General features: G+C 66.9%; 25 protein-coding genes and 1 pseudogene. 8 read left to right on the top strand and 18 right to left on the bottom strand.

Annotated elements, in window-relative coordinates; genetic code table 11:
• The first annotated feature begins 378 nt into the window (after positions 1-378).
• Entirely contained in the window at positions 379-564 is a 186-nt protein-coding gene (locus tag AB0M54_RS46750) for a hypothetical protein (RefSeq protein WP_364479617.1), read from the top strand.
• A 157-nt stretch (positions 565-721) separates the two neighbouring features.
• Here AB0M54_RS46750 and AB0M54_RS46745 read toward each other — a convergent pair whose 3' ends face one another.
• Positions 722-1,963 carry a site-specific integrase gene (locus AB0M54_RS46745; protein ID WP_364479614.1) on the bottom strand — a complete coding sequence of 414 codons (1,242 nt, stop codon included), beginning with the start codon at positions 1,961-1,963 and terminating at the stop codon, positions 722-724.
• Positions 1,964-2,043: 80 nt separating this feature from the next.
• Between AB0M54_RS46745 and AB0M54_RS46740 the strand changes: the two genes are divergently transcribed.
• Positions 2,044-2,184 carry a hypothetical protein gene (locus tag AB0M54_RS46740; RefSeq protein WP_364479611.1) on the top strand — a complete coding sequence of 47 codons (141 nt, stop codon included), beginning with the start codon at positions 2,044-2,046 and terminating at the stop codon, positions 2,182-2,184.
• A gap of 280 nt (positions 2,185-2,464) precedes the next feature.
• Here AB0M54_RS46740 and AB0M54_RS46735 read toward each other — a convergent pair whose 3' ends face one another.
• From AB0M54_RS46735 to AB0M54_RS46685, 11 genes are all read right to left on the bottom strand, one after another.
• On the bottom strand, positions 2,465-4,069 hold the full coding sequence (locus AB0M54_RS46735; RefSeq protein ID WP_364479608.1) for a serine/threonine-protein kinase: 1,605 nt from the start codon (positions 4,067-4,069) through the stop codon (positions 2,465-2,467).
• A 356-nt stretch (positions 4,070-4,425) separates the two neighbouring features.
• Positions 4,426-5,445 (bottom strand): IS3 family transposase, encoded by a 1,020-nt coding sequence (locus tag AB0M54_RS46730; protein ID WP_364479620.1) that lies wholly within the window; start codon positions 5,443-5,445, stop codon positions 4,426-4,428.
• Between the two features lie 47 nt (positions 5,446-5,492).
• A complete protein-coding gene (gene ltrA, locus AB0M54_RS46725) occupies positions 5,493-6,923 on the bottom strand; it encodes a group II intron reverse transcriptase/maturase (protein WP_364479605.1) in 1,431 nt (476 codons plus the stop codon).
• A 256-nt stretch (positions 6,924-7,179) separates the two neighbouring features.
• The gene (locus tag AB0M54_RS46720) at positions 7,180-7,362 is read right to left on the bottom strand and encodes a hypothetical protein (RefSeq protein ID WP_364334894.1); all 183 of its coding nucleotides are present in this window, start codon (positions 7,360-7,362) and stop codon (positions 7,180-7,182) included.
• Positions 7,363-7,550: 188 nt separating this feature from the next.
• Positions 7,551-7,850: a transposase gene (locus tag AB0M54_RS46715; RefSeq protein WP_364479603.1), complete on the bottom strand. Its 300-nt coding sequence runs from the start codon at positions 7,848-7,850 to the stop codon at positions 7,551-7,553.
• Positions 7,851-7,916: 66 nt separating this feature from the next.
• On the bottom strand, positions 7,917-8,234 hold the full coding sequence (locus tag AB0M54_RS46710) for a hypothetical protein (RefSeq protein ID WP_364479600.1): 318 nt from the start codon (positions 8,232-8,234) through the stop codon (positions 7,917-7,919).
• Complete coding sequence (locus AB0M54_RS46705; RefSeq protein WP_364479597.1) at positions 8,231-8,812, bottom strand: hypothetical protein; 582 nt, start codon at positions 8,810-8,812, stop codon at positions 8,231-8,233. Before AB0M54_RS46705 ends, AB0M54_RS46710 begins: the two co-directional genes overlap by 4 nt.
• Positions 8,813-9,569: 757 nt before the next feature.
• Positions 9,570-10,241, bottom strand: coding sequence for a hypothetical protein (locus AB0M54_RS46700; protein ID WP_364334855.1), 672 nt, complete (start codon positions 10,239-10,241; stop codon positions 9,570-9,572).
• Positions 10,242-10,417: 176 nt separating this feature from the next.
• Positions 10,418-10,567 carry a hypothetical protein gene (locus AB0M54_RS46695; RefSeq protein ID WP_364334858.1) on the bottom strand — a complete coding sequence of 50 codons (150 nt, stop codon included), beginning with the start codon at positions 10,565-10,567 and terminating at the stop codon, positions 10,418-10,420.
• A 33-nt stretch (positions 10,568-10,600) separates the two neighbouring features.
• Positions 10,601-11,038: a transposase gene (locus AB0M54_RS46690; protein WP_364334861.1), complete on the bottom strand. Its 438-nt coding sequence runs from the start codon at positions 11,036-11,038 to the stop codon at positions 10,601-10,603.
• On the bottom strand, positions 10,978-11,592 hold the full coding sequence (locus tag AB0M54_RS46685; protein WP_364479594.1) for a helix-turn-helix domain-containing protein: 615 nt from the start codon (positions 11,590-11,592) through the stop codon (positions 10,978-10,980). Before AB0M54_RS46685 ends, AB0M54_RS46690 begins: the two co-directional genes overlap by 61 nt.
• 111 nt (positions 11,593-11,703) lie before the next feature.
• Between AB0M54_RS46685 and AB0M54_RS46680 the strand changes: the two genes are divergently transcribed.
• Positions 11,704-12,777: an integrase core domain-containing protein gene (locus tag AB0M54_RS46680; RefSeq protein WP_364479591.1), complete on the top strand. Its 1,074-nt coding sequence runs from the start codon at positions 11,704-11,706 to the stop codon at positions 12,775-12,777.
• Between the two features lie 376 nt (positions 12,778-13,153).
• Here the strand turns inward: AB0M54_RS46680 and AB0M54_RS46675 are convergent, their stop codons facing one another.
• The 3 genes from AB0M54_RS46675 to AB0M54_RS46665 all read right to left on the bottom strand — a co-directional run bounded on the left by AB0M54_RS46675 (position 13,154) and on the right by AB0M54_RS46665 (position 15,056).
• Entirely contained in the window at positions 13,154-14,137 is a 984-nt protein-coding gene (locus AB0M54_RS46675; RefSeq protein WP_364334902.1) for a 2-dehydropantoate 2-reductase N-terminal domain-containing protein, read from the bottom strand.
• A 96-nt stretch (positions 14,138-14,233) separates the two neighbouring features.
• Entirely contained in the window at positions 14,234-14,416 is a 183-nt protein-coding gene (locus tag AB0M54_RS46670; protein WP_364479588.1) for a hypothetical protein, read from the bottom strand.
• Positions 14,417-14,486: 70 nt separating this feature from the next.
• Positions 14,487-15,056, bottom strand: coding sequence for a TetR/AcrR family transcriptional regulator (locus AB0M54_RS46665; protein WP_364479585.1), 570 nt, complete (start codon positions 15,054-15,056; stop codon positions 14,487-14,489).
• A 90-nt stretch (positions 15,057-15,146) separates the two neighbouring features.
• Here AB0M54_RS46665 and AB0M54_RS46660 point away from each other — a divergent pair, with 90 nt between their 5' ends.
• From AB0M54_RS46660 to AB0M54_RS46650, 3 genes are all read left to right on the top strand, one after another.
• Positions 15,147-16,007, top strand: coding sequence for a 2-dehydropantoate 2-reductase N-terminal domain-containing protein (locus tag AB0M54_RS46660; protein ID WP_364479582.1), 861 nt, complete (start codon positions 15,147-15,149; stop codon positions 16,005-16,007).
• A 265-nt stretch (positions 16,008-16,272) separates the two neighbouring features.
• Positions 16,273-17,478 (top strand): cytochrome P450, encoded by a 1,206-nt coding sequence (locus AB0M54_RS46655; RefSeq protein WP_364479579.1) that lies wholly within the window; start codon positions 16,273-16,275, stop codon positions 17,476-17,478.
• A gap of 38 nt (positions 17,479-17,516) precedes the next feature.
• Positions 17,517-17,711, top strand: coding sequence for a ferredoxin (locus AB0M54_RS46650; RefSeq protein ID WP_364479576.1), 195 nt, complete (start codon positions 17,517-17,519; stop codon positions 17,709-17,711).
• 384 nt (positions 17,712-18,095) lie between these two features.
• Here the strand turns inward: AB0M54_RS46650 and AB0M54_RS46645 are convergent, their stop codons facing one another.
• Entirely contained in the window at positions 18,096-18,329 is a 234-nt protein-coding gene (locus AB0M54_RS46645) for a hypothetical protein (protein WP_364479574.1), read from the bottom strand.
• A 162-nt stretch (positions 18,330-18,491) separates the two neighbouring features.
• Complete coding sequence (locus AB0M54_RS46640) at positions 18,492-19,520, bottom strand: helix-turn-helix transcriptional regulator (RefSeq protein ID WP_364479571.1); 1,029 nt, start codon at positions 19,518-19,520, stop codon at positions 18,492-18,494.
• Between the two features lie 67 nt (positions 19,521-19,587).
• On the opposite strand from AB0M54_RS46640, the gene AB0M54_RS46635 reads away from it, so the two are divergent.
• Positions 19,588-19,866: a hypothetical protein gene (locus AB0M54_RS46635; protein WP_364479568.1), complete on the top strand. Its 279-nt coding sequence runs from the start codon at positions 19,588-19,590 to the stop codon at positions 19,864-19,866.
• Between the two features lie 207 nt (positions 19,867-20,073).
• Here AB0M54_RS46635 and AB0M54_RS46630 read toward each other — a convergent pair whose 3' ends face one another.
• A complete protein-coding gene (locus AB0M54_RS46630) occupies positions 20,074-21,171 on the bottom strand; it encodes an integrase core domain-containing protein (protein WP_364479566.1) in 1,098 nt (365 codons plus the stop codon).
• A gap of 290 nt (positions 21,172-21,461) precedes the next feature.
• On the opposite strand from AB0M54_RS46630, the pseudogene AB0M54_RS46625 reads away from it, so the two are divergent.
• A pseudogene (locus AB0M54_RS46625) lies at positions 21,462-21,646 on the top strand (GNAT family N-acetyltransferase); the annotation flags it as partial.

Genomic DNA, 21,646 nt, shown 5'->3' with positions numbered 1-21,646 from the left:
AGCGACGAGGTATACAGACAGGGTTGGGCCTTCGGTGTTACGAGCTGCTGGTTTAGTCGCCTTTGCTCGTACCGGAGGCCCTTCCTCGTGTCTGCGCGACACGCCGCAAACGGGCAGGATCGTCGATCTCCGCCAGACCCAGCCTCGTGCCGAACCCCTTATTTACCAGGGTCTAAGAGCCTGTCGAGGTCGCGAGTCGTCGGCCAGTCGGGGCGTAGCGGTCCGGTGCCGCCGTCGGTACGACCGGTGTACGTGCTGCTGTCGGCGGCCCATGGCCTCACAACCTGCCGGACATCGTACCGCGTGAGATAGTCTCGCACGACGACCGACCTAAATGGACCGATGCCGTCACCACCGTTCCCGGATCGGGACAACTCGGTGCTGAAGCTGATCATCAATAACGCCATCTCCGCGATGAGATCAGGTGAAGCAACTGCCGAGACCGCGATCCTCCACGCGGCGGTGCACCGCTGGTACGAGGGACATATCGAGGGCGAGGACAAGTGTCCGGGCTGCGACTTCCGGGGCGATTTACCCAAGGGGGCGCCTCGGTCCACGGAGTGACTCGAGGCTGTGCCGTCAGCCGGATTTGGTGGGATCTCTGAGTCGAATGTGTAGGACATCAGGCTCGCGGTGAGCGTTGCAGTCCTTGAGCGAGGCTACGGAAAGCGTTGGGGCAGGAAGCATTGCTCATCGCATGGCGAGATGTTCAGTGCCTTCATCATGACCGTGCGAGGAGCTGTGTTCTCGCCGGGAACGCTGCCGACGGCAGCCGTCGTTCGAGGTCGGCGAGATGCTGTTCGTCGCCGTAGGGCAACAGGTGGCCGTAGATGTCGAAGGTGGTCTTGATGGAGGCGTGGCCGAGCCGCTTCTGGATGGCGTAGAAATCCCAGCCGGCGTCGATCAAGAACGCGACGTGCGAGTGCCGTAGGTCGTGAAATCGTGGCCGCTGGTAGAGGTAGGTGGCGCAGTCGCACAGTGAGGCGACGGCTTTACGGCTACGGCCTTGGAGTGGCGCCGGATGGTCGGGGCACGTTTGCGCTGCGGTGATGGCGGGATACCAGAAGCGAGACCGGAGGTTGTTGGCGTTCCAGGGACCGCGATTGGGTGCGGGAAACACCAGTTCACTGGGACGCCGTCGATGGATCAGACGCGAGAAAAGTTCAGTGAGGCTGGACGTCAGCATGATCGAACGTCGTGAGGCCGCTGTTTTCGGCACGTCGAATCGCCCGTCATTGAGCAGCGTCTGCTCGACACGGACCGTAGTAGCGTTCCCGCTGCGCCGAACCGCCCCGACGCGCAGACCGAGCAGTTCTCCGAGGCGCATCCCGGTACCCAGTGCAGCCTGGATCAGGCCGCGGACCTGGTCGGGGCAGGCTACGAGCAGAATCTGCGCTTCCTCGGTGGTGAGGAAGCACGCCTGGTACGGCGTGAGCCGGGGCAAGTCGTTGCCTCGATGGCCCTGCGGCCGTTCGAGCGGGTTGTCCGGGCGAAGGTACGGCACCGCGTCGCGCATCACCATGCTCAGTATCGCCCAGTGTTTGTGGACGGTCGCCGCCGACAACTTCCTCGACAAGCCGGCCTTCCACGGGTCGAGATGCTCGAACCGGGAGATCTGTTCGACTCCTAGGTCACCGAGGTCGGAGATCACGTGGTGCCTGAGCAGGCGCGCGTACTCGGCATGCGTTGACGCCGCGACGTCGATCTTGACAGTAAGCCAGCGCTCGACCCAGTCTCGTAGGTTCTGCGGCGCTGGCAAGGATGGTGGCGTGATGCGCTTCGGGTCGAGCGTCGCGTAGACCTCGCTGCTGGTGATCCGATGACGACGGGACTCGGCGAGCTGCTTCGCGGCCAGCGCCTTCTCCGCTGATGGACCGCGGAAGGTGCAGCACTGCCGCCGGCCGGCTCGGCCGGCCTGCCACCGTACGCAGAACGAGGTCTTACGCAGCACGATAGAAGCCATGAGGAGAGCTTGATCGGGATTGCCTGGGGCGGTGGTCACCCTTCAGGGCGTCAGTCCGCGAACGGCTGATCCGGCCAGCGGTGCAAGTTCTCGCCGCGTCGCAGAACGAGCAGATCCGACTGCCCGCCGACGAGCTGCGCAGTTGGGCGTGGTGCACCGAACAGGAAGCCGACGAGCGGCTGTCGCAGCCACTCGCCCGGCGCATCAGCGCGGCACTGTAGTCGTCGGCCGCCTACACGAGACGCGCTGCTCGCGTTGCTGCGATAAACGCGTACTCGCGTTCTTCGAGTGGAGTCATCGCAATAATGTCGCAGGGCGGGTCGAATTCGTTCCAGGGCTGCGCGGCTCGGAGAGCCACGACGCTCGAACGCTCCTGATAGATCACAAGGACATCCAGGTCTGCCTGCTTGCAGGAGCGTAGCGCCGAGCCGAATAGCCATACCTGCAAAGTGGGCAAGCCGCGAGCCGCGTCGACCAGAAGCTGCAGGTGGCTCCAATGGCTCAGGTCCAACGGGTACTGAGCCCATCGAGTAGCTCGCCGAAGAGAATGACCGGCACCCCCGTCTGCGCGTTGACGATCGTGGCGATGCGGTGCTCGCTGAGGCTTGCCCGCTCCCGGGTCAAACTCGTGACCAGGCTCAGAGCGTCCTGAGTCTCCGTGTACTCCCACTCGGCCGCGCTGCTCCCGCCGCGCGGTACGGCCACGCTGGTCAGGCGGATCCGCCGGTGGTTCTGGCTGGAGTGGGCGACGTAGTCGCGCAGGAAGACGGCGGCCGACACGCCCTTCTCCACGTTCGCGTCATACACGAATCCCAGCCACGACTTGCTGCCTATCGGCTGAAGGCGTTTGCCGATGTCGTCGTTTTTCACTTCCCACGACTGCGGTATCGCCAGGTAGAGAGGACCGTCGACATGCACCGTCTTGAACCCTGGCGGTGGTGCCGGCGGCGTCGGTAAGGCGTTGGGGACGGGTGAAGGTGTCCCGGTGGCAGCGGGCAGGGCGACAACCGGGCTCGCCGGGCGAGTACCGGAACCGTCGGCCGGCCCTTCTTTCACGCCACGCCGACCCGGCGGCTCTCCGGTCAGAGACGTAGCCGGGAGCAGCGAGACGGCCGCGAGGATACCGATCAACCGGACCGCCGCCCTCCGCCGGCGTCTCGCCGTCACGTATCGAACCGGCGACGTCTCGGTCCCGGGACGAGACGTCGCCAGAACGGCCGGTGGCACCGCCTCGGCATGCTCCCGGGACCGCAACCGGCGTGGCCACCGTGGCTGTGCCGGCCCCGCCGGAACCGTGGACAGGTCCGCGACCGCAGCCAGCAACTCCGCCGCAGGTTCCGCCGTCAACCGCCCAGCGGGGTCCTTGACCAGCAGGCCGGCGATGATCGGCCACAGCCGCCCGATCCCGGCCGGCGGCACGGGATCACTGGTCAGCACCGCAGCGAACGTACTCAGGGCGTCTTCGCGTTGAAACGGCGAACGGCCGCTCACCGCGACGTAGAGGCTCACCCCGAAAGCCCACAGATCCGAGGCGGTCGTCGCCGGTCGGCCGTTGATCCGCTCCGGCGCCAGATAGGCCGGCGAGCCCACCATCTGCCCTGTCACCGTCAAAGCGGTAGCGCCGTCGATCGCCGCGATACCGAAATCGGTCAGCACCACCCGTTCGCCATCAAGCAGGATGTTGGGCGGCTTCACATCCCGATGAAGAATGCCGCTCCGGTGCGCCACACGCAATGCGGCGAGCACCTGCAGACCGATCACCGCGACCCGGTGCTCGGGAAGCACACCCTCGTCAGCGACCACCTGACCCAGCGAAGGCCCATCGATCAGCTCCATCACGATCCACGGCCGGCCCTCCTCGATCACCACATCATGGACCGTGATGATCCCCGAATGCTGCAATTGAGCCGCCGCCCGAGCCTCCCGCAGTGCTCGCACCGAAAGCGGATCATCGGCGCCCAAGCCCGACAGGTAGATCTCCTTGAGCGCTACATCACGGTCGAGCACCTCGTCGCGGGCCTGCCACACCACGCCCATTCCGCCCCGGCCCAGTTGCCGGATCAAGCGGTAGCGGCCGGCAACCACCCGTTCCGAACCCTGGGACATGCCTGGAATCGCCTGCTCATGGTCCAGTGGCGCGCATCCATCACATCGACATACGTCGCTGCGGCGCCGGTCGTCACCGACGACGCGGAGCCGCTTCGTCAGAGTCTTGCCATGCTGCCCGCCTGGCGCAGTCGACCATCCGCGGCGGAGTCACCTCACCGCCCGGCCGACCGTCCAGGTCCGCAGCGTCCCACATGGCCGGATGCCGGTCCATGCCGCACCGGTGTGGCATGGACCGTTCCGGCCTTCTGATCGACACTCCACAGAGAATGAGACTCTGGGAGACAGGGGTCTCCGTCGAAGCGGGACAGCGGGGGGGCCCGCGCCTGAGTTCCCCCGTTTCGACGGAGCGATGGTTACCTGCTTCCGGTCGGGGCAGGGGTGAGGTTATCTGGCTCGGTGTGGGCGTGCCAGGCGGTCTCGTATTCGTCGGGACTTTGGTGGCCGAGCTCTTTCTGGATGCGGCGGGTGTTATACCAACCGTCGATGTAGGTGAAGATCGCGTTCTCGGCCTCGTCGCGCGTCCGCCAGCTGTTGCGGTAGACCAGTTCGATCTTCAACGTCGACCAGAAGTTCTCCATCAGGGCGTTGTCGTAAGAGTCGCCGACCGAGCCCATGGACGGCCGGATTCCGTTGTCCTGCAAGCGTTGTGAGAAGCGGAAGCTCGTGTAGTTCGACCCACGATCCGAGTGGTGGATCAACTGCCCGTCGCGGACGTCACGCGACCAGATGCCGTACTCGAGCGCGGCCAGGATCAGATCCGTGTCGCACCGATCCGAGGTCTTCCACCCGACGATCCGGCGGGAGAACACGTCGCGGACGGCGGCCAGCCAGAACACGCCTTCCCCGCACGGGATCCGGGTGGCATCAGCGACCCACAACCGGTTCGGGGCTGCTGCGGTGAAGGTGCGGTTGACCAGATCCGGCGCCGGCGTGTGCCGCGGATCCTGCTTCGTGGAGCCGCCACGCCAGCCACGCCGCAGGAACACCCCGTGCCAACCCTGCTGGCTCATCAGCCGCTCGACGCGTTTGCGGCCGACCTGGATCCCGTCGCGGCGTAGTTGCCGATGCACCCGGTCAGCGCCGTAAGTGAAGCCGGAGGTCTCCCAGATCTCATAGATGTTGGAGATCAGACCGAGGTCGACCAGGTCGCGGTCGCATGGCTGTTCGGCCTGTCTCACCCACTGGTAGTAGGTCGACTCGGCAATGTTCAGGACCCGTAGCAGGAGCGCGACCGCGAAGCGGTCACGGTGTTCGTCGATGAACCTCATGACCGTCGCCGGGTCGGGCCGGTGAAGTCGGCCCAGAGCGCGGCTCGGCCATGGTGGTCGTCCGTTTCTCTGGGCCGCTTCCCGAACCCGGCGTGCACCTTTCAATGCACCGGGCTCTCCGCAAGTCCCGATCGGATCGGTGTTGGTCCTCGTCAGGCTGTCGGCCAGGGCGACGGGATGATCGATCCGCGGTAGCGATACCGGGTCGTTCCCAGCGTCTCTGGATCGAACAGTTCCCGCTGCCCACGCGGCCGCCAGCCGCCGCCGCAGTACTGACGGCGTAGTTCCTTCCAGGTGGACCGGCGGTGTTTGCGCCTCAGCCATCGCCATACCGTCTGCCACAGGTACTGGCTCAGATAGGCGAAGGTCACCGACGACACCCCGGACCGGAAGTAGGCGCACCAGCCACGAACTGCCTGGTTGAGCCTGCGGATCAGCTCGTCCAGCGGCTGGCTTACCTCGACCTGCCGACACAACGTCTTCACCTTGGCCATCACCGCTTTCAGCGACTTCCTGGCCGGATAGGTATAGATGAAGTGCCGGTCGGTTCCCCTCTTTCGATGACGCTGGATGCGCCACCCGAGGAAATCCACGCCCTCGTCGATATGGGTGATTAGCGTCTTCTCGGGCGACAGGCGCAAGCCCATCGTCGACAACACCCCAGTGATCTCATCCCGTAATGCCACGGCATCGGACTGGCTGCCTCTGATCATCAGGCACCAGTCGTCGGCATACCGCACCAGCTTGAAGTTCGGCAGGCCACGCCGCAGCCGCCCAGCTCTCACACCCGGGCTGGAGTTCGGACCTCCGGGCTGCTGGGCAATGTGCTCGTCCAGCACCGCCAAGGCGACGTTGCTGAGCAACGGGGACAAGATCGACCCCTGCGGAGTCCCGGCGTTGGTCTCCCGCAACTGCCGGTCCTCACCGAGGATCCCGGCCTTCAGGAACGCCTTCACCAGGTCCAGGACGCGCTTGTCGGCGATCCGGCCACGCACCCGGCTCATCAGAGCGGTGTGGTCGATCTCGTCGAAGCAGGCCTTGATGTCACCTTCCACGATCCACTCGTAACGGCGTGGATTCGTGGCCAGATGACGAATCTCAGCCACCGCGTCATGAGCCCGGCGTCCCGGACGGAACCCATACGAGCATGGGAGGAAATCCGCCTCGAAAATCGGCTCCAACACCAGCTTCACCGATGCCTGGACCACTCGGTCGGTGATCGTCGCGATCCCCAACCGGCGCAGTTTCCCTCCCGGCTTAGGGATCATCCGCTCCCGCACCGGCAGCGGCCGGAAACTACGGTCCTTCAACGCGGACCGCAGCCCATCGAGGAAGTCCTCGACCCCGACACGCAACACGATCGACAGCGCTGTCCGCCCGTCGACACCGGCGGTCCCGGCACCCTTGTTGCCCCGCACCCGGTCCCACGCCACCAACAGGAACGCGGGATCGGTGACAAGGTTGAACAGGTCGCCGAACTGGCGATGAGGATCATCACGAGCCCAACGGTGCAGCTTGGTCTGGATCTTCAGTACCCGGTCCTCGGCCCGCAACAGGGCCAACTCCGGATCGTCGGTATTCACTGGCGACAACTCCTCCTGGCATTCCAATATCCGCACTGCATGACTTGCTGGCCCCCTTCGCCCTGCGTCCGGCTTTCCCGGACCCCGGCGGCGGGTCGTCACGCCCGCGACTACTACGAGGCCTCCGCCCCGACCGGTCACCCATCAGCGGCAACACACCTGCCCGATCCCCGTCCTGGACGAACCGGAGATCCGGCGGACGCCGGTCGGTTCCCACGTTCACCAACAAATCGATCGGCCAGGGAGGTGCCCAGCTCTACTCCGGCAGCATCGCCACGGCTACGCCGCAGGCCTTCACCATGGCCTCCTGACCGTCGGAGCTAAACGGCTTCAGAGTCCACCCCGCCGCCGAAGCCGCAGGGTCGTGCGCTGCACACCGGCCCATATCCACCAGGTTGGAGCCGGCTTCGCTGTTACGGAGCTTCAACCACTGGTTCACTCGCGTTGCACCTTCTGGCCTCGCCTCGACGAACCCGCACCGTCTGGCAGTCCCGGCACGTCACCGCCTTTGTCAGGGCCGCTTGCCACCCTCACCGCCATTGCGCGGATCAGGCTGCCCTCAGGCTCCAACCAGGCCGCTGCGACGGCCCGGCGGAAAGGTCTCTCACCCTCCTCGATCAATCAGCGCTACATGGCGCACCGCTCCGCAGCGAAATACGAGGACGCGGCGCGCAGGATCTCATTGACCCGGCGCAGCTCAGCGACCTCTTCACGCAGCCGGCGGTTCTCATCCGCCATCTCGCTGGTGGGCCGGTCATGACGTTCGCCCGCGTCGGCCTCGGCCTGCCGGATCCAGTTGCGCAACGCCTCATGATGCACGTTCAGCTGCTCGGCCAGACGCCGGATCGTCGGCTTCGGGTCCGACTCGCGATACAGGCGCACGGCCCGCGCCCTGAGCTCGTCGGGGTATTTCTTCGGTGCTGCCACGGATACTTCCTCCCCATGATCAGTCGATCATGTTTGAGAAGCTCCGCCAAACCGGGGGGAACTCAGTCACGGCTCGTCCTGGGTGCGTTGCCATTCGAAGGCGGTCCGCCAGCGGTTGTCGTCATTGAGGTAGCTGAGGAACGCGTCGAGGACCGCGGCGCGCGGTTGTGGCTGGGCGGTTTCGTAGGCCTTGTCGGGGCCGCCGTCGCGGTAGCCGACGTCCAGGTCTCCGGAGTCGACGGCGTACGCCTGAATGTAGAAGTGCGGCCCTCGGTCGAGGACGGCGAAGCGGGGGCCGGTGCTGCTCAGCTTGGTGAAGGCGACGTGGATGTCGTCGGCGGTGGCGTCACGGATGGGTTGGTCGTACTCGATCTCAAGGTTCATCGTCGACACCCTCGAAAAGGAAATCCTGCGCGTAGGCCAGAAGCGCTGTCATGTCGATCTGCCGGGAGTCGTCGCCGGCGGCCAGCCGCAGCCCGTCCTCCCAGAAGGCGCGGCGCAGTTTGTTCTGGAAACTTTCGAAGTCGATCCAGGCGCCGTCTGCTGCGTCGAGTTTGCGGAGCTCTTTGAGGAGCTTGTCGGGGCGGGCCCAGGCCGAGTTCGGTGCCGACGCTGCCGCCGCCGGTGCGGGGGTTGTCGTAGCGCATCCGTAGCCAGGGGGTGGGCAGGCGTTTGAGGTTGGCGGGGTCGAGCATGCGGTCGAAGCGGTCCTCGGCTTCCCGCTGGGTCTCCCGGCCGGTGAACTCGCAGCGGTAGGCGGGGAACACCGCGTAGGTGACCTCGTTGAGCCCGGGTTCCTTGAGCTCGTGGTAGCGATGGACCGCGGGAATGGTGGCGGCGACGACGTCGAACTGGTCGCCGGACCCTGCCGGTGGTGACCAGCCTTCGAGCATGCCGTTGCGCAGCTCGCCGAGGCGGAACCGTTCGTGCGCCAGCGTACGGGCCAACTGTTCCTCGTCCATGAACGCATCCCGGGCCCACGACGTAGCCGGCGAGCCACTACCACGGGCACAGCGCGAGTTCCGGCGCCGACGCCGATGACCGCCAGGAAAACCATATTGCTGCAGAACTGCGCGGTGCCGGACACGCCCGGCGACGCCATCTGTGTGATCAGCGGCGAGAACAGGCGCCACCAGTGCGATCAGCTGAAACCGTTCGGGTCGCGCTCCAGGGCCCGCCCCAACTCTTCACCGTCCACTGGAGAAGCTCCGCGACTCCGGTCACGACGAACACGACGGTGGTGACGATCGGGAACCGGCGATGTTTCATATGATCAGGGTACGAAGAGTCGGCGTGGCCGCGGTAGACAAATGTCATCGGTATCCCGGGTCATCGATCCGCCTCGACCTCGCCAACGGAACGCCAGCATTTTCGCTAGTGCTGTGTCCACTCGCGTTTCCCCGGGTTGGGGTTGGTGTTGTGGTTCCTCGCCGCACGGGTGTGTGGTCGAGCGACTCCCATCCGGGCGAGGTAGGGCGGCCCTCAGCTGGCCAACGGTCGGCTCGCCGTCGTCCCGTGCCGGCAACTCAGGCAGCGGCAAAGACCATCGCAGCGCGGGAAGTCCGCCGTTGCGACGGCCCGGGGCGCCGCCAAGAAGAAGATCATGCCGTTCATCGGTGAGTGGCAGGTCACCGGCGAATGCGCGTGGGCTGACACACCGGGGGGAGTGCCTTGTGGACAGGCACTCACCCCTTTGCTCGGTTGCTGGCGACCGGACGGTCAGCAGCCTGCGGTGATGTGGTTCGACTCGGCGAACAGGTAGTCGCCGCCGGCCGTGTATCCCTCGTGGATCACCCGGTACTCGTACTGGCCGGTGCCCCCGCAGTCGTAGCCGACGCCGTAGTCCACGTCATTAGTATTGACGTTCGCCGTCCGCATCGTCTCCCAGCCGAACCACCGGCTCCGCTGCAGCTCGACGTAGCTGGTACCAACGCCGCAGTTGCCGCTGCGCCAGCCGTCGCCGCGGATCTGATTGCCGCTCTGGTACGTGGTACCCACGTGGAGGTCGCACGACGCGATCAGGGGAACGCCGGCCGTTGCCGCGGCGCCGCCCGTGCATGCCGGTTGGGCCGGTTTGGCCGGCGGGACCGCCGGTGCCAAGGTGTCCCAGTGTGCGAACAGCGCGACCCCGACCTGGCAGTTGAGGTACAAGCCGTCGGAACAGTACACGTAGTCGGCTTCGGTCGCCCGCTTCATGGCCGCGCGGTCGTCCAGGCACGTCTGCAGCGCGTTGTCGTGGCCGCCGTAGGCGTCGTACGGGTAGAACTTGGCCAACTGGTTGATGGGACCGTCTGCCTGCGGGGGTCCACTGGCGGCGGCCGGGCCCACCGTACCGAAAACCGCGACACCCACGAACGTGAGCGTCAGGACGAACCGTCTCAGCACATTCACACCATTCACCTTTCTCGAACCGACTGAGGGAACGGTATCGATGGATACTGACGCCGCGCTTTCGTTCCGCTTGCGCGCCACCGTGCGGGCGGCCGGTTACGTCCTCGACGTCCCACCCGAATGCGTTGACCTGTAATGCTTCGGCACCTCGTCCGCGCGGCGGTGGATGGGGACGCCTACGCACCCAACCGGTCACGGTCGAACTCGTCATGGGTGTAGAGATACACGGCGATCGAGCCGCGGAAGTCGACGAGCTGGGCCGGTGGCCGGGCCTGGGCGTACGCGATGGCCGCGGCGCCGAAGAGACCGAGGGTCAGCGCGAGCACCACCGCGAACCGGAAGCGCCGGCGGCGGGCGGCTCAAGGTCGGGCTCGGCGACGGCCGGGGGCGGCGGCGCCGAGTCGGGGCTGAGCAGGCCGAGGCCGGGTGCGGGGTTGGTGCCGGATTCGGGGATGCTCGGTGAGCCATTCGCGGGTGGACAGCGAGGTGTGTGAGGACAGGTTGTCGGTGATGACGACGATGTCGCCGGTCGGGTTGTCGTGCTCGAGTTGTTGCAGGAAGTCCTGGTAGCAGAGGCTGTTGCGGCGGTCGGCGTACATGGTCACCGCGTGCCCGTCACGGATGCGTAGGCCGCCGTAGACCCAGGTTTTTTCCGGGTCGCGCCAGTACTGCACGACTTCTTTGACCCGGTTGCCGTCGGCGGTCCAGCCTGGCTGGGCCGGGTAGGCGCGCGGGATCAGCGGGCCGAGTTCGTCGGCGCAGATGACCGTCGGGTCGTCGGGCGTGCGGGTATACAACTCGATAGCGGCTGTCCTTTTGGGACGAAGTCTGGGTCCTTCGATAGCGCCCAGGAGCGCACCTGCCGCCACCGGGCCCCGTCAGCGAGCAGGATCCGCCGCACCTGGGAGCGGCCGACGGTGATGCCCTTGGCGTTCGCCGTCTCGGTCAGCGCATCAAGGGTCCAGACCGCGGCGGTCGACGTCTCATCCGCCTGCACCAGCATTTCTGCGGCCCGGTCGTAGCGCAGCCTCCCCGGCGGGATCGTCTTGACCAGAGCCACGATCTGCGAGCGCTGCTGTTCACTGATACGCCGAGGCCGGCCGCGGCCCTCCCGATCACCCAGGCCAGGCACGCCGTCGCTGTTGAACCGGTGCAGCCGCTGCCGCACCGTCCGCGGGTGGCAACCAACCCGGCCGGCGATCTGCGGCACCGTCAAACCCGACCACGACAGCGTCACAATCCGGGCCCGCAGTACCCAGTCCGCCGGCGCATGCCTTGCTGCGGCCAACTTTTGCACTCTGGCCAGTTCGTCACCGTCCACAGCGCGACGAGCGAACACCAGAGCGGGCATGACCACGGCCACCTTCCGATGAGGACCCTGTACCGCTCGAAAACAGGGTTTCGGTGTTGGCCTGCGGTTCTGTGCGTTGTCGCCGGCCTCGTCAGAGGCAGGCTGACTGGCATGTTCGTGTCGTTCGGATACTTGGTCCTGCGTCAGGTGCTGCAGTTGATCGTGTTGGGCCTGCGGGGCGATGGGGCGAAGGAGGTCGAGATTCTGGTCCTTCGTCACCAGGTCGCGGTGCTACGCCGTCAGGTCAAGCGCCTGGATCTGGAGCCATCCGACCGGGCGGTGCTCTCGGCCCTGGCCTGGTTCTTGCCCCGACCGCGGTGGGCGACGTTCATGGTCACCCCGGCCACGTTGCTGCGCTGGCACCGCACCCTGATCGCAGGGAAATGGACCTATCCCCGGCGCCGGCCGGGCCGCCCGCCGGTCCAGGCGGTAATCCGGGCCCTGGTGCTGCGCCTGGCGAAGGAGAACCCGGGCTGGGGCCACCGCAGGATCCAGGGTGAACTGGTCGGCCTGGGCTATCGGGTGGCGGCCAGCACCGTGTGGTCCATCCTGACCAAGGCCGGGGTGGATCCGGCACCGCGGCGCGCTGGACCGACTTGGACTCAGTTTCTGAGCGCCCGGGCCAAGGGGATCTTGGCTTGCGATTTCCTGCACGTCGACACGATCGGGCTGACCCGTGTCTACGTGTTGTTCCTGATGGAGATCGGCACCCGCCGGGTGCACATCCTCGGCGTCACGACCCACCCGGATGGGGCCTGGGTCGCGCAGCAGGCCCGCAACCTGATGCTGCAGGTGGGGGATCGGGCCGGGCAATTCCGGTTCCTAATCCGCGACCGCGACACCAAGTACACCCCCGTGTTCGACAACGTTTTCACCAGCGAAGGCATCGAGGTCCTTCGCAGTCCACCGCAGGCTCCTCGCGCGAACGCGTACGCGGAACGCTGGGTGCGCGCGGTTCGCCGGGAGTGTCTGGACCGGATGCTGATCTACCACCGGCGGCACTTGCTGGCGGTCCTGGGTGAGTTCGTCGAGCACTACAACGAGCACAGGCCCCACCAGGGCCGCGACCAACGCCCGCCCAACGCCACGGACACCGAGCCAGCCGTCGCCGATCTCGCCTCGGCGCGGGCCCGCCGCAGAAAGATCCTCAACGGACTGATCAGCGAATACTCGCAGGCGGCGTAGCCCGAACCGCATTTCCGAGCGGTGCCCCTGTCACGGTGGAGCTGCCCGGACCTGACGCACGAGGTCATCGCCCGCGGACTCGTGCCGGCAATCTCCGCGTCCACGATCCGGCGGATCCTCGCCGACGACACGATCAACCCCTGGCAACACCAATGCTTGATCTTCATCCACGATCCAGGACTTCGCCGCCAAAGCCAGCCGGGTACTCAACCTCTACGCCCGCACCTATGACGGCGAACCGCTCGGCGCTGACGAATACGTCATCTCCAGCGACGAGAAGACCAACATCCAGGCCCGCTGCCGCTGCCACCCGAGCCTGGCCCCCAGTGTCGCCCGTAGGATGCGGGTCAACCACGAATACGACCGGGTATATCGCCTACCGAACCCTCGCATAGGCATGCATCTGTTCGGTCATCAGTTTGTATTCGGCCGCCGTCTCTGCGAGCGAGGTGCTGCCGAGGCTGGTGTACGCGACCGTCGGGTTCAGTAAGAAGCGTCGCAGCATCGCCGCAAGCAGCCCTTGGGGCAGAGTCTGTAGCGCAACGAATCCACGCGGGACCGGCCGGGTCGGCAGGGCGGCCAGCGCCTGCCGCATGGAGCGGATCATGGCGCGTACCGCGCCCGGATCGTCGGCGAGCGCTGCCGGGCCGCCTGCCGCGTTCACCGCTTGCCCGAGTGGCACCGCGAACGTAGCGTGTGTCTTGAGCCAGGAATCCATCTGCGGCTCGACCTTGGCGTTGATCCGGGCGGTGCGGAATGCACGCACGATCCGTTCCAGTCGCGGGGTGCTGCGGCCGTCGGGTTCACCGACTGGCGTTCGGACCCGGCGGACCATGAAGTTTTCCGGGCTGTAGCGGGCCACATCACCGTCCATTGCGCTGCCGAACCCAGGGAAGCCGAGCAGCACTCGCTCGTAGCCGATCACCGCGCCCAGCGGCTGCGCTCCGGCCGCCCAGTTGCCCGTGAAAAGGACGTCGCCCTTGGTGCCAGCGAGTGACTCCAGCACCGCGCTCACCTGATGGGTACGAACAAAGACAGCGATCAGGTCGTACCCGCCTGCCGGATGCTCGACCACGGGCACCGCCACGCGCCGGACGGCCGGGCTGGTTCCCTCGGCGAGTTGCACACCGTAACGGCGCAGGGCGACCTGACGTTCACCTCGGTCGAGGACCGAGACATCGTGCCCGGCCTCGTGCAGGCGAGCGGCGAACACGCTGCCGGTGGCCCCCACGCCGTATACGAGCAGTTTCATGACAACACTCTTTCGCTCGGTCGCTTTTAGCCGTCCGATTAAAATGGAGATGATCTCCAGTAGAAGAATATGGAGATAAGTTCCACTTGTCAACGTGAGGTAGCGCATGGCCGCCGCCAACCCACTGCGCGCCTGACACTCAGCGCAACCGCGGAGGCCGTGATTGCCAAGGCCCCGGGAGGCCCTTCGACGCCGGAGGTTCGTTCAATCTGCCGTCATCGATCTGCGCGAACGGATCGGCAGCTCACCGACGAGCTCCGTGCCGCCGAGATCGACCTGGCAACCACCCGCACCACCCTGAACCGGCTGACCGCCACCAGCGACGACCTCACCGCGAGTAACCCGCTCGAGATCACCGTCTTCCAGCAGAACCTCGCCGTGTTCCACACCGGCGGCGGCTCGACGCGCCAACGACGTCTGCCGCGCCCTCGGCATCGGCGTCACAGCGGGCGGCGTGTCATACCGGGCGGCGCAGCCCATCCAGCACGAGGGAGATGACGCCGTCGGCCTCGGCCCGCCAAGCGGGGCGGTCATGAGCCGCCCCAATGCCATGCAATGCCATCATGACGGCACCGGCGTCAACGTCGTCGCGGACAGTGCCGTCTTGCACGGCGGCGGCCACCAGGTCGGTGACGGCCCGCTCCAGCGCCCGGCCGCCCTCGGCGATGGTGCTTGAGCCGCTGGCCATCAGCGTGGCCAGCGTCCGGGCGAGGCCCTGATGTGCGTCCATGTGGTCGACCATGTCACGCAGAAAACCCGCCAACGCCTCCGCCGCGGGCAACGTGGCCTGGAGCTGACGGGCGCGATCGCACAGTGCGGCGACTTCCCCGTGGTAGACCGCCTCAGCCAGGGCCTCCCGGGTGGGGAAGTGACGGTACAGCGTGCCGGCGCCCACCCCGGCCAGTCGGGCGAAGTCGTCGAAGCGTAGGTCGAAGAAGTCGCCGGCATCGAAGACCTCCTGGGCCGTGGCGAGCAGGGCCTCGCGCTTGCGTTGAGCGTCGACCCGGAGCGGCCTGTTCGCGGTCATGCGCTACCTCGCGTTGACAAATGGAGATTATCTCCATATCCTGGAAAGTGGATATTACCTCCAGATCGATCGTACCCCACGAGGTGCAGCGTGAAGATCCTTATGTTCGGCCGAGGTGCGATCGCCACCGTCTACGGCTGGGCCCTGCACCACGCGGGACATGACGTCGAGTTCTACGTCCGGCCGGGCCGCGCGGCGACGTACGGAGACGCGGTGGGCCTCGATCTGTTCGACGCGCGGCGCCGGGTGTGGGGGCAGCGCGTCGTCGAGAAGTGGCCGGTGCGCTACCGGGAGGCGCTGGAGCCGGACCACGATTTCGACCTGATCGTGCTCAGCGTGCCGCACCACCGCCTCGCGGAGGCGACGGCCTTCCTGTCCCCGCGGGTCAGCCAGGCCACGGTGCTGGTCTTCGGCAACATCTGGACAGAGCCGCTGGCCGCGATCGGGGCACTCCCCCGCGGCCAGGTCGCCTGGGGCTTTCCCCAGGCCGGTGGCGGTTTCGATGCGGACGGCGTGGTCCGTGGAGTGCTGTTACCTTCGGTCATCTTCGGCACCCTCGGCCAGCCCCCGACCGACCGGGAATGGGCCGTACGCCAGGCGTTTCGCGAGGCCGGGCTCCGGATCAAGGAGCGGCCCGACTTCCGCGGCTGGCTGTGGGTCCATTTCGTGTCGGATGCCGGCCTGTTCTCGCAGGGCCTGCGGCTGGGCTCCCTGTCCAAGCTGGTCGGGGCAACGGGCGACCTGCGCCTGGGGCTGCTGGCTGGCCGCGAGCTGCTGCCGCTCCTCGAGGCGCGCGGCCTCGACCTGCGACGTCACCGGGCCGGTGTGCTGCCGTTCCGGGCGCCCACCTGGCTGACCGCCCCCTCGCTCGCCTGGCTCACTGCTTCATGTCGCGCCCGCGCGCGTGAACCTCACGGCGCACTCCGACCCCGACGCCGAGGAGCCGCGTGAGGTCTGCCGGGACACCCTGGCCGAAGCACGACGGTTGGGCATCTCGGTACCGCGACTGGAAGCGGCGGAACCGCTCTTTGCCCGCGAGGGGACGGGCCAAGTCTGAATCCACGGTGCTGTCGGTCCCCGTGGTCCATCGCGGCTCCTCGGTCCGCCGCATCCCAGAGCCGAACCCGGTCGCACCGGTCGACCGACTGCCGTTCATACCCGGTTTTCGCTGTCCATGCCCTATCGCGTGTCCGTGACGTCGTGGAAGGAAGAAGTCATGACTACCCCCGAGAAGTACGAGTTCCCCTTGGCCCGCACGTGCCCGTTCGCGCCGCCGCCGGCATACGAAGAGATCCGCGAAGAAGAGCCGGTCTCGCGGGTTCGCCTGCCCGAGGGCGGGTGGGCTTGGGTGGTCAGCCGCCACGAAGACGTGCGAACGGTGTTGAACGACCGGCGGTTCAGCGCCGACCGGCAGCATCCGGACTTCCCGCAACTGGTCAAGGGCGAGGCGGCGACCCGGCGGCCGGACGCGGAGCGCATGCTGATCATGATGGACCCGCCCGAGCACGGGCCGGCGCGCAAGGCCGTGCTCGGCGAGTTCACGGTGCGCCGATTGGAGGCGCTGCGGCCGCGGATCCAGGAGATCGTCGACGAGCGGATCGACGCGCTGCTGGCCGGCCCGCAGCCCGGTGACCTGGTGCAGTCGCTGGCGCTGCCGGTCCCGTCCCTGGTGATCTGCGAGATGCTGGGTGTGCCCTACGCCGACCACGAGTTCTTCCAGGAGCACACGGTGAAGATGTTCAAGGCGTCGACGTCGCCCGAGGAAGCGTGGGCGGCCGCGGGGGTCCTCCAACGCTACATGGCCGACCTCATCTCGGAGAAGGAGGAGAACCCGCCGGACGACCTGCTCGGTCGGCAGATCGTCAAACTGCGCGCGGAGGGCACCTACCGGCGGACAGCACTGGCCGGCCTGGGCTTCCTGCTGCTCGTGGCCGGCCACGAGACAACGGCGAACATGATCTCGCTGTCGACCGTGGCGTTCCTGCGCAACCTGGAGCAACTCGCGATGATCAAGGCCGACCCCGGCAAAACGCTCAACGCGGTCGAGGAGTTGCTGCGGTACTTCACGATCATCGACTTGGCGGCGTCCCGGCTGTGCGTCGAGGACATCGAGGTCGGCGGGCAGCTGATCCGCGCCGGCGAAGGAGTGCTGGCGCTGGGTTATTCGGCCAACCGGGACCCGCGGGCTTTCGAGAACCCGGACGAGCTCGACATCGAGCGCAGCGCGCGCCACCACGTTGCGTTCGGGTTCGGGCCGCATCAGTGTCTGGGCCAGAACCTGGCCCGTATGGAGCTACAGATCGTGTTCGACACGCTGTTCCGCCGCGTCCCCACGCTCGAGCTCGCGGTGGACGTCGACGAACTGCCGTTCAAGGACGACGCGAACATCTATGGCCTGTACCAGCTTCCGGTGACCTGGTAGCGGACGAACTTCCATCCCACCTCAAGGAGGACAGGGCCATGAGGATCATCGCGGACACCGACAGGTGCGTCGGTGCCGGACAGTGTGTGCTCACTGAACCAGCGCTGTTCGACCAGAGCGAGAACGACGGCACAATCATCGTGCTGAACGAGAAGCCGGAGGGTGAACTGGTCGAGAAGGCCCGGGAAGCGGCACGCGTGTGCCCCAGCCAGGCCCTCTCACTGGCGGCATGAGTTGTGCCGGGTTCTGGCGATGATCTTGTGGTTGCGGGTCAGCTGCTGAGCAGGATTCGGCGGTAGGAGATCAAAGCCTGCTCTGCCGTACATCGGTCGTTTATGGTTCTTAAAGTTACTTGGAATCAGGCTGGGGGCTGAACCGCTGTTCCGGGCGTTGCCGGGCGACGGCGCCGTGGTTGATCCCGGTGATGATCATCGAGGAGAAGTGGCCGATCTTGGCCCGGCATGAGCGTGCGGCCGATTGGCTGCGCGTGTGGGTCGATCTGGGGCGTGCGGCTCGGACGATCGACGCGTATGCCCGAGCGCGCCTCGATCACGATCCGACCGTCCACCTCGTGGATCCCGTCAATCATGACCTCCGCCAGGTGCGGCAACAACCGCTCAAGATCGCACCGCGGTCGGCTCATCGGCATCCCCATCGGAAGATGGGCTCGCGGTGGCGTGACGGTCGCTACGGCCGCGCCATCTGTCACCTTTGGCATGCGCGAGGAAGTATTCGCGAGGAAAGCCGCGACCAGAGTCGTAGCGCGACTCGTCTCCGCGTTGACCCAGGCTGTCATTGCCGTGTTCGGCGTCGATTGTCGCGACGAGGTCCTGGTGGAACTTGTCGGTCAACCCACGTCTCGGTCCGGTCTTGGTGGCAAGGTCATCAGCGAGCGCGGCACCGTCGACCAATTGGGGCTCTGCCATCCGGATCTGCCGCGATCCGGTCAGTGCTACGCAGGGTCACGGCAAGCCTGGGCGCTGTCCGCCCACGAACATGCTGATGACCGTGCGTCAGCCGGTGCCGGCGGCACGCGAGAGCAGGGCGCGGCGGCTGCGTGTGCCGGTTTTGTCGAAGATGGACTTCAGGTGGTCCTGGACGGTGTTTTCGCTGAGGAACATCTGCGCGGCGATCGTGCGGGTGTCGGCGCCGGTGGTCACGTAATGCAGGAGTTCGGTCTCGCGCGCGGCTAGGCCGCAGGCGCGGGCGAAGACGGCGGTCCGGTCCGGTACGGAGCTGTCCTCGACCGTCACCGCGATCTGGGCGTCACTGCCGGAGGGCGGGCCCAGACGGGCGGCGCGCATGGTCAGCCAGCGGCCGCCGGTCAGGTGCATCCGGGCCAGAGGCGGATTGGTGGTCGCGCCGGCCTCAGCGGCGAGCAACTGGGCGGCTACGTTGTAGGCGGCCGCGGGGACCGGGTCCGGGGTCGTGCCCGGCAGCAGGCGGTGCAGGTAGTCGTGGGTCTGCGGGGTCTGGCCGATCACCCGAAGGCCCGCGTCCAACAGCAGCATGACCGGTCCGGGGTCGCGGGCGAGAGGCGAGCCGGCGGTACCGAAGCAGGCGGCGACGCGGCGACGCAACTGCTCGGTCAAGAGCGCCGTGGCCGCGTCGAGGAAGGCCAGCTCGCCGGCGGTGAACGTTCCGCCGGTCCGCCACAGGTCGAGGGAGGCCCAACAGCCGTAGCGGTCGCGGAACGCCACTGAGGCGATGTCGGTGACACCATGGCCGCACAGGAGTTCCCGCCAGAGCAGGCTGGCCGCAGGCTCGTCGAGTCGCGCCGCCGCCGTCAGTCCGGTCCAGTGGTTGACCTGACACTGGTACTTCAAGCGAATCAGGTTCGGCAGCTCGGGCGTCACTGCCGGGGGCAGAGACGCCAGCGGAGCCACGCCGACCGACGTCTCCGGATCGGTCAGCGGCCACACATAAGCGTCGAACGGCACGACCCGGCCGATCTCGGCGAGCGCGGCGGCGCGCAGGGCACGTGCATCCGCGGTGCCACCGCCAAGGCTTTGCAGTCGTTGCAAGGCAGACGCTCTTGTCATGCGGCCACCGTAACCACCCAGATTGCTGGGATAGGCCCGCCGCCGCGCGTAGACCTAGCGTCGAACCATGCCTACGTTGCGTATCGAGCATCCGATCACCGACTATCCGACCTGGCGACGGGCCTTCGACTCCTTCGCTGAGACGCGGGAGCAAGCCGGGGTCCAGCAGCATCGCATCCTGTGTCCGGTCGACGACCAGCAATACGTAACGGTCGACCTCGACTTTCCGTCGATACCTGCCGCCGAGCAGTTCCTGGCGTTCCTGCAAACCGACGTCTGGTCCGACCCCGGCCGCTCGCCCGCCCTGGCCGGAGCGCCCACGACCAGGATCCTGACCACGCCGTAGCCAACGCGGCCTACCCGGTCGCGGTAGGTACGCCAGCACGGCCGCGATCGAGGCGAGACAGGACCGGCAACCTCCTATGCGGCCGGCTCCCCACCACGGCTTCCGCACATGCCGCTGAGCGTGCGCGGCGGCCGGCCGAGAGCCGTCACGCGGTGTGACGCCAACCGGAATCGGCCCTGTACCTGCCGAGAATGCCATCCGGGCAGGTCAGGCGGCATGCTCGTACTCGTGCAGGATGCCGCCGAGGCGGGCGTGTCGGTGGATGGTCAGGTGGGTGAGCCGGTGCGGGTCGGTGATCGTTGCGGGTAGCGGGGCGAGTGGGCGTGCGTTGGCAATGCCCTGATGAGGTCTGTGTCCGTTGTAGAAATCTTCGTACTCGCGCAGCGCGTGCAGCAGGTGTCGCTGGCTGAAAATCAGCGTCCGGTCGAGCAGTTCGCGGCGGCAGGTCCGCACCCAACGCTCCATCACCGCGTTCATCCGGGGCATCCGGACGCCGCTGAGCACGACCGTGATGCCGGCGTCGGCGAGGACGGCGTCGAACAGGGCCGGGTACTTGCCGTCGCGGTCGCGGATCAGGTAGTTCACCCGGCATCGCGTGTCCTCGAGGTCCATCGCCAGGTTGCGGGCGGCCTGGGTCACCCACGCCGCGGTGGGATGCGCGGTCGCGCCGAGGATGCGGATACGGCGGCTGGCATGCTCAATGACCGCGAGTACGTACATGCGGGTGCCGGTCAGGGTGATCGTCTCGAGGAAGTCCACGGCCAGCAGCACCTCGGCCTGCGAACGCAGGAACTGCGCCAAAGTCGTGGCGGTCCGCTCCGGAGCGGGATCGATCCCGGCCGCGCGCAGGATCTCCCAGACCGTGGACGCGGCGACTTTCACCCCAAGGGTGAGCAGTTCCCCGTGCACCCGCCGGTATCCCCACGACGGGTTCTCTGCCACGAGTCGCAACACCAGCGCGCGGATCGAGCGCACGGTGGGTGGCCGGCCCCGCCGTCGGGGCCGCGACGCTGCCGCGTGGCGGCGGGCATGCAGGTCACGGTGCCAGCGCAGGATCGTGTCGGGCCGCACCAGCAGCCGCAGACGGTGCAAGGTGGGTCTTGGCAGGCAGTGCAGCAACGCGGCCAGCCAGGCCCGATTGGCTGGGTCGAACCGGACGCGCTGCTCGCCAAGCTGACGGTGCAGCACCGCGAGTTGGTGGCGCAACACGAGGATCTCCGTGTCCTTGTCCCCATCGCTGCCCGGCAACAGCCGCAGCAGCGCGAATGCGTTGGTGATGCCCAAGTACGCCAGTCGCAGCAGCATGAGACGGCATCATCGCGCAGTCATCAACGACGATGGAGAAGCAGGACGCGGGGGACAGCGAACCAAGATCGTTGCCGCGACCCGAGAACGCCTCCGACCAGCGCGGACGCAATATTCGGCATGTACACGGCCCACTCACCAGAGCCGCCGCCGTTCAGCGCACCAGCGAGCGCCACTCACGCTCTGTGACGGCACCCGGGGGGTGCCGCACCTTGTCCGCGGCAAATCCGGATGCCCTCACCGATGAATTCCCATCGCGCCAGTTGCGGTTGCTGTGTGATGGTTGCCGGGTGCCCCAAGCGATTCTGCGCACCGACCGGTTGCTGCTAATCCCGTTGGCGGATCGGCATCTGGAGCTGGAGGTGCGGCTCGATGCCGATCCGGAAGTACTGCGATACATCTGGGGACGGGCACGGTCCAGGGACGAGGTGGTCGCCTCGCACGCGCAGCGGATGGCGCTGGCCGGCGTGGTGGA

This window comes from Actinoplanes sp. NPDC051470 (assembly GCF_040682035.1).
Classification (GTDB): domain Bacteria; phylum Actinomycetota; class Actinomycetes; order Mycobacteriales; family Micromonosporaceae; genus Actinoplanes.
This window is presented reverse-complemented; position numbering and strand designations above follow the sequence as displayed.

Coding starts and splice junctions, on each gene's coding strand:
- AB0M54_RS46745 (WP_364479614.1), bottom strand. CDS start 1,963: ATGGCTTCTATCGTGCTGCGTAAGACCTCGTTCTGCGTACGGTGGCAG.
- AB0M54_RS46735 (WP_364479608.1), bottom strand. CDS start 4,069: ATGTCCCAGGGTTCGGAACGGGTGGTTGCCGGCCGCTACCGCTTGATC.
- AB0M54_RS46710 (WP_364479600.1), bottom strand. CDS start 8,234: ATGAACCTTGAGATCGAGTACGACCAACCCATCCGTGACGCCACCGCC.
- AB0M54_RS46705 (WP_364479597.1), bottom strand. CDS start 8,812: ATGGACGAGGAACAGTTGGCCCGTACGCTGGCGCACGAACGGTTCCGC.
- AB0M54_RS46685 (WP_364479594.1), bottom strand. CDS start 11,592: ATGCCCGCTCTGGTGTTCGCTCGTCGCGCTGTGGACGGTGACGAACTG.
- AB0M54_RS46680 (WP_364479591.1), top strand. CDS start 11,704: ATGTTCGTGTCGTTCGGATACTTGGTCCTGCGTCAGGTGCTGCAGTTG.
- AB0M54_RS46675 (WP_364334902.1), bottom strand. CDS start 14,137: ATGCGCTACCTCACGTTGACAAGTGGAACTTATCTCCATATTCTTCTA.
- AB0M54_RS46665 (WP_364479585.1), bottom strand. CDS start 15,056: ATGACCGCGAACAGGCCGCTCCGGGTCGACGCTCAACGCAAGCGCGAG.
- AB0M54_RS46655 (WP_364479579.1), top strand. CDS start 16,273: ATGACTACCCCCGAGAAGTACGAGTTCCCCTTGGCCCGCACGTGCCCG.
- AB0M54_RS46650 (WP_364479576.1), top strand. CDS start 17,517: ATGAGGATCATCGCGGACACCGACAGGTGCGTCGGTGCCGGACAGTGT.
- AB0M54_RS46640 (WP_364479571.1), bottom strand. CDS start 19,520: ATGACAAGAGCGTCTGCCTTGCAACGACTGCAAAGCCTTGGCGGTGGC.
- AB0M54_RS46635 (WP_364479568.1), top strand. CDS start 19,588: ATGCCTACGTTGCGTATCGAGCATCCGATCACCGACTATCCGACCTGG.
- AB0M54_RS46630 (WP_364479566.1), bottom strand. CDS start 21,171: ATGCTGCTGCGACTGGCGTACTTGGGCATCACCAACGCATTCGCGCTG.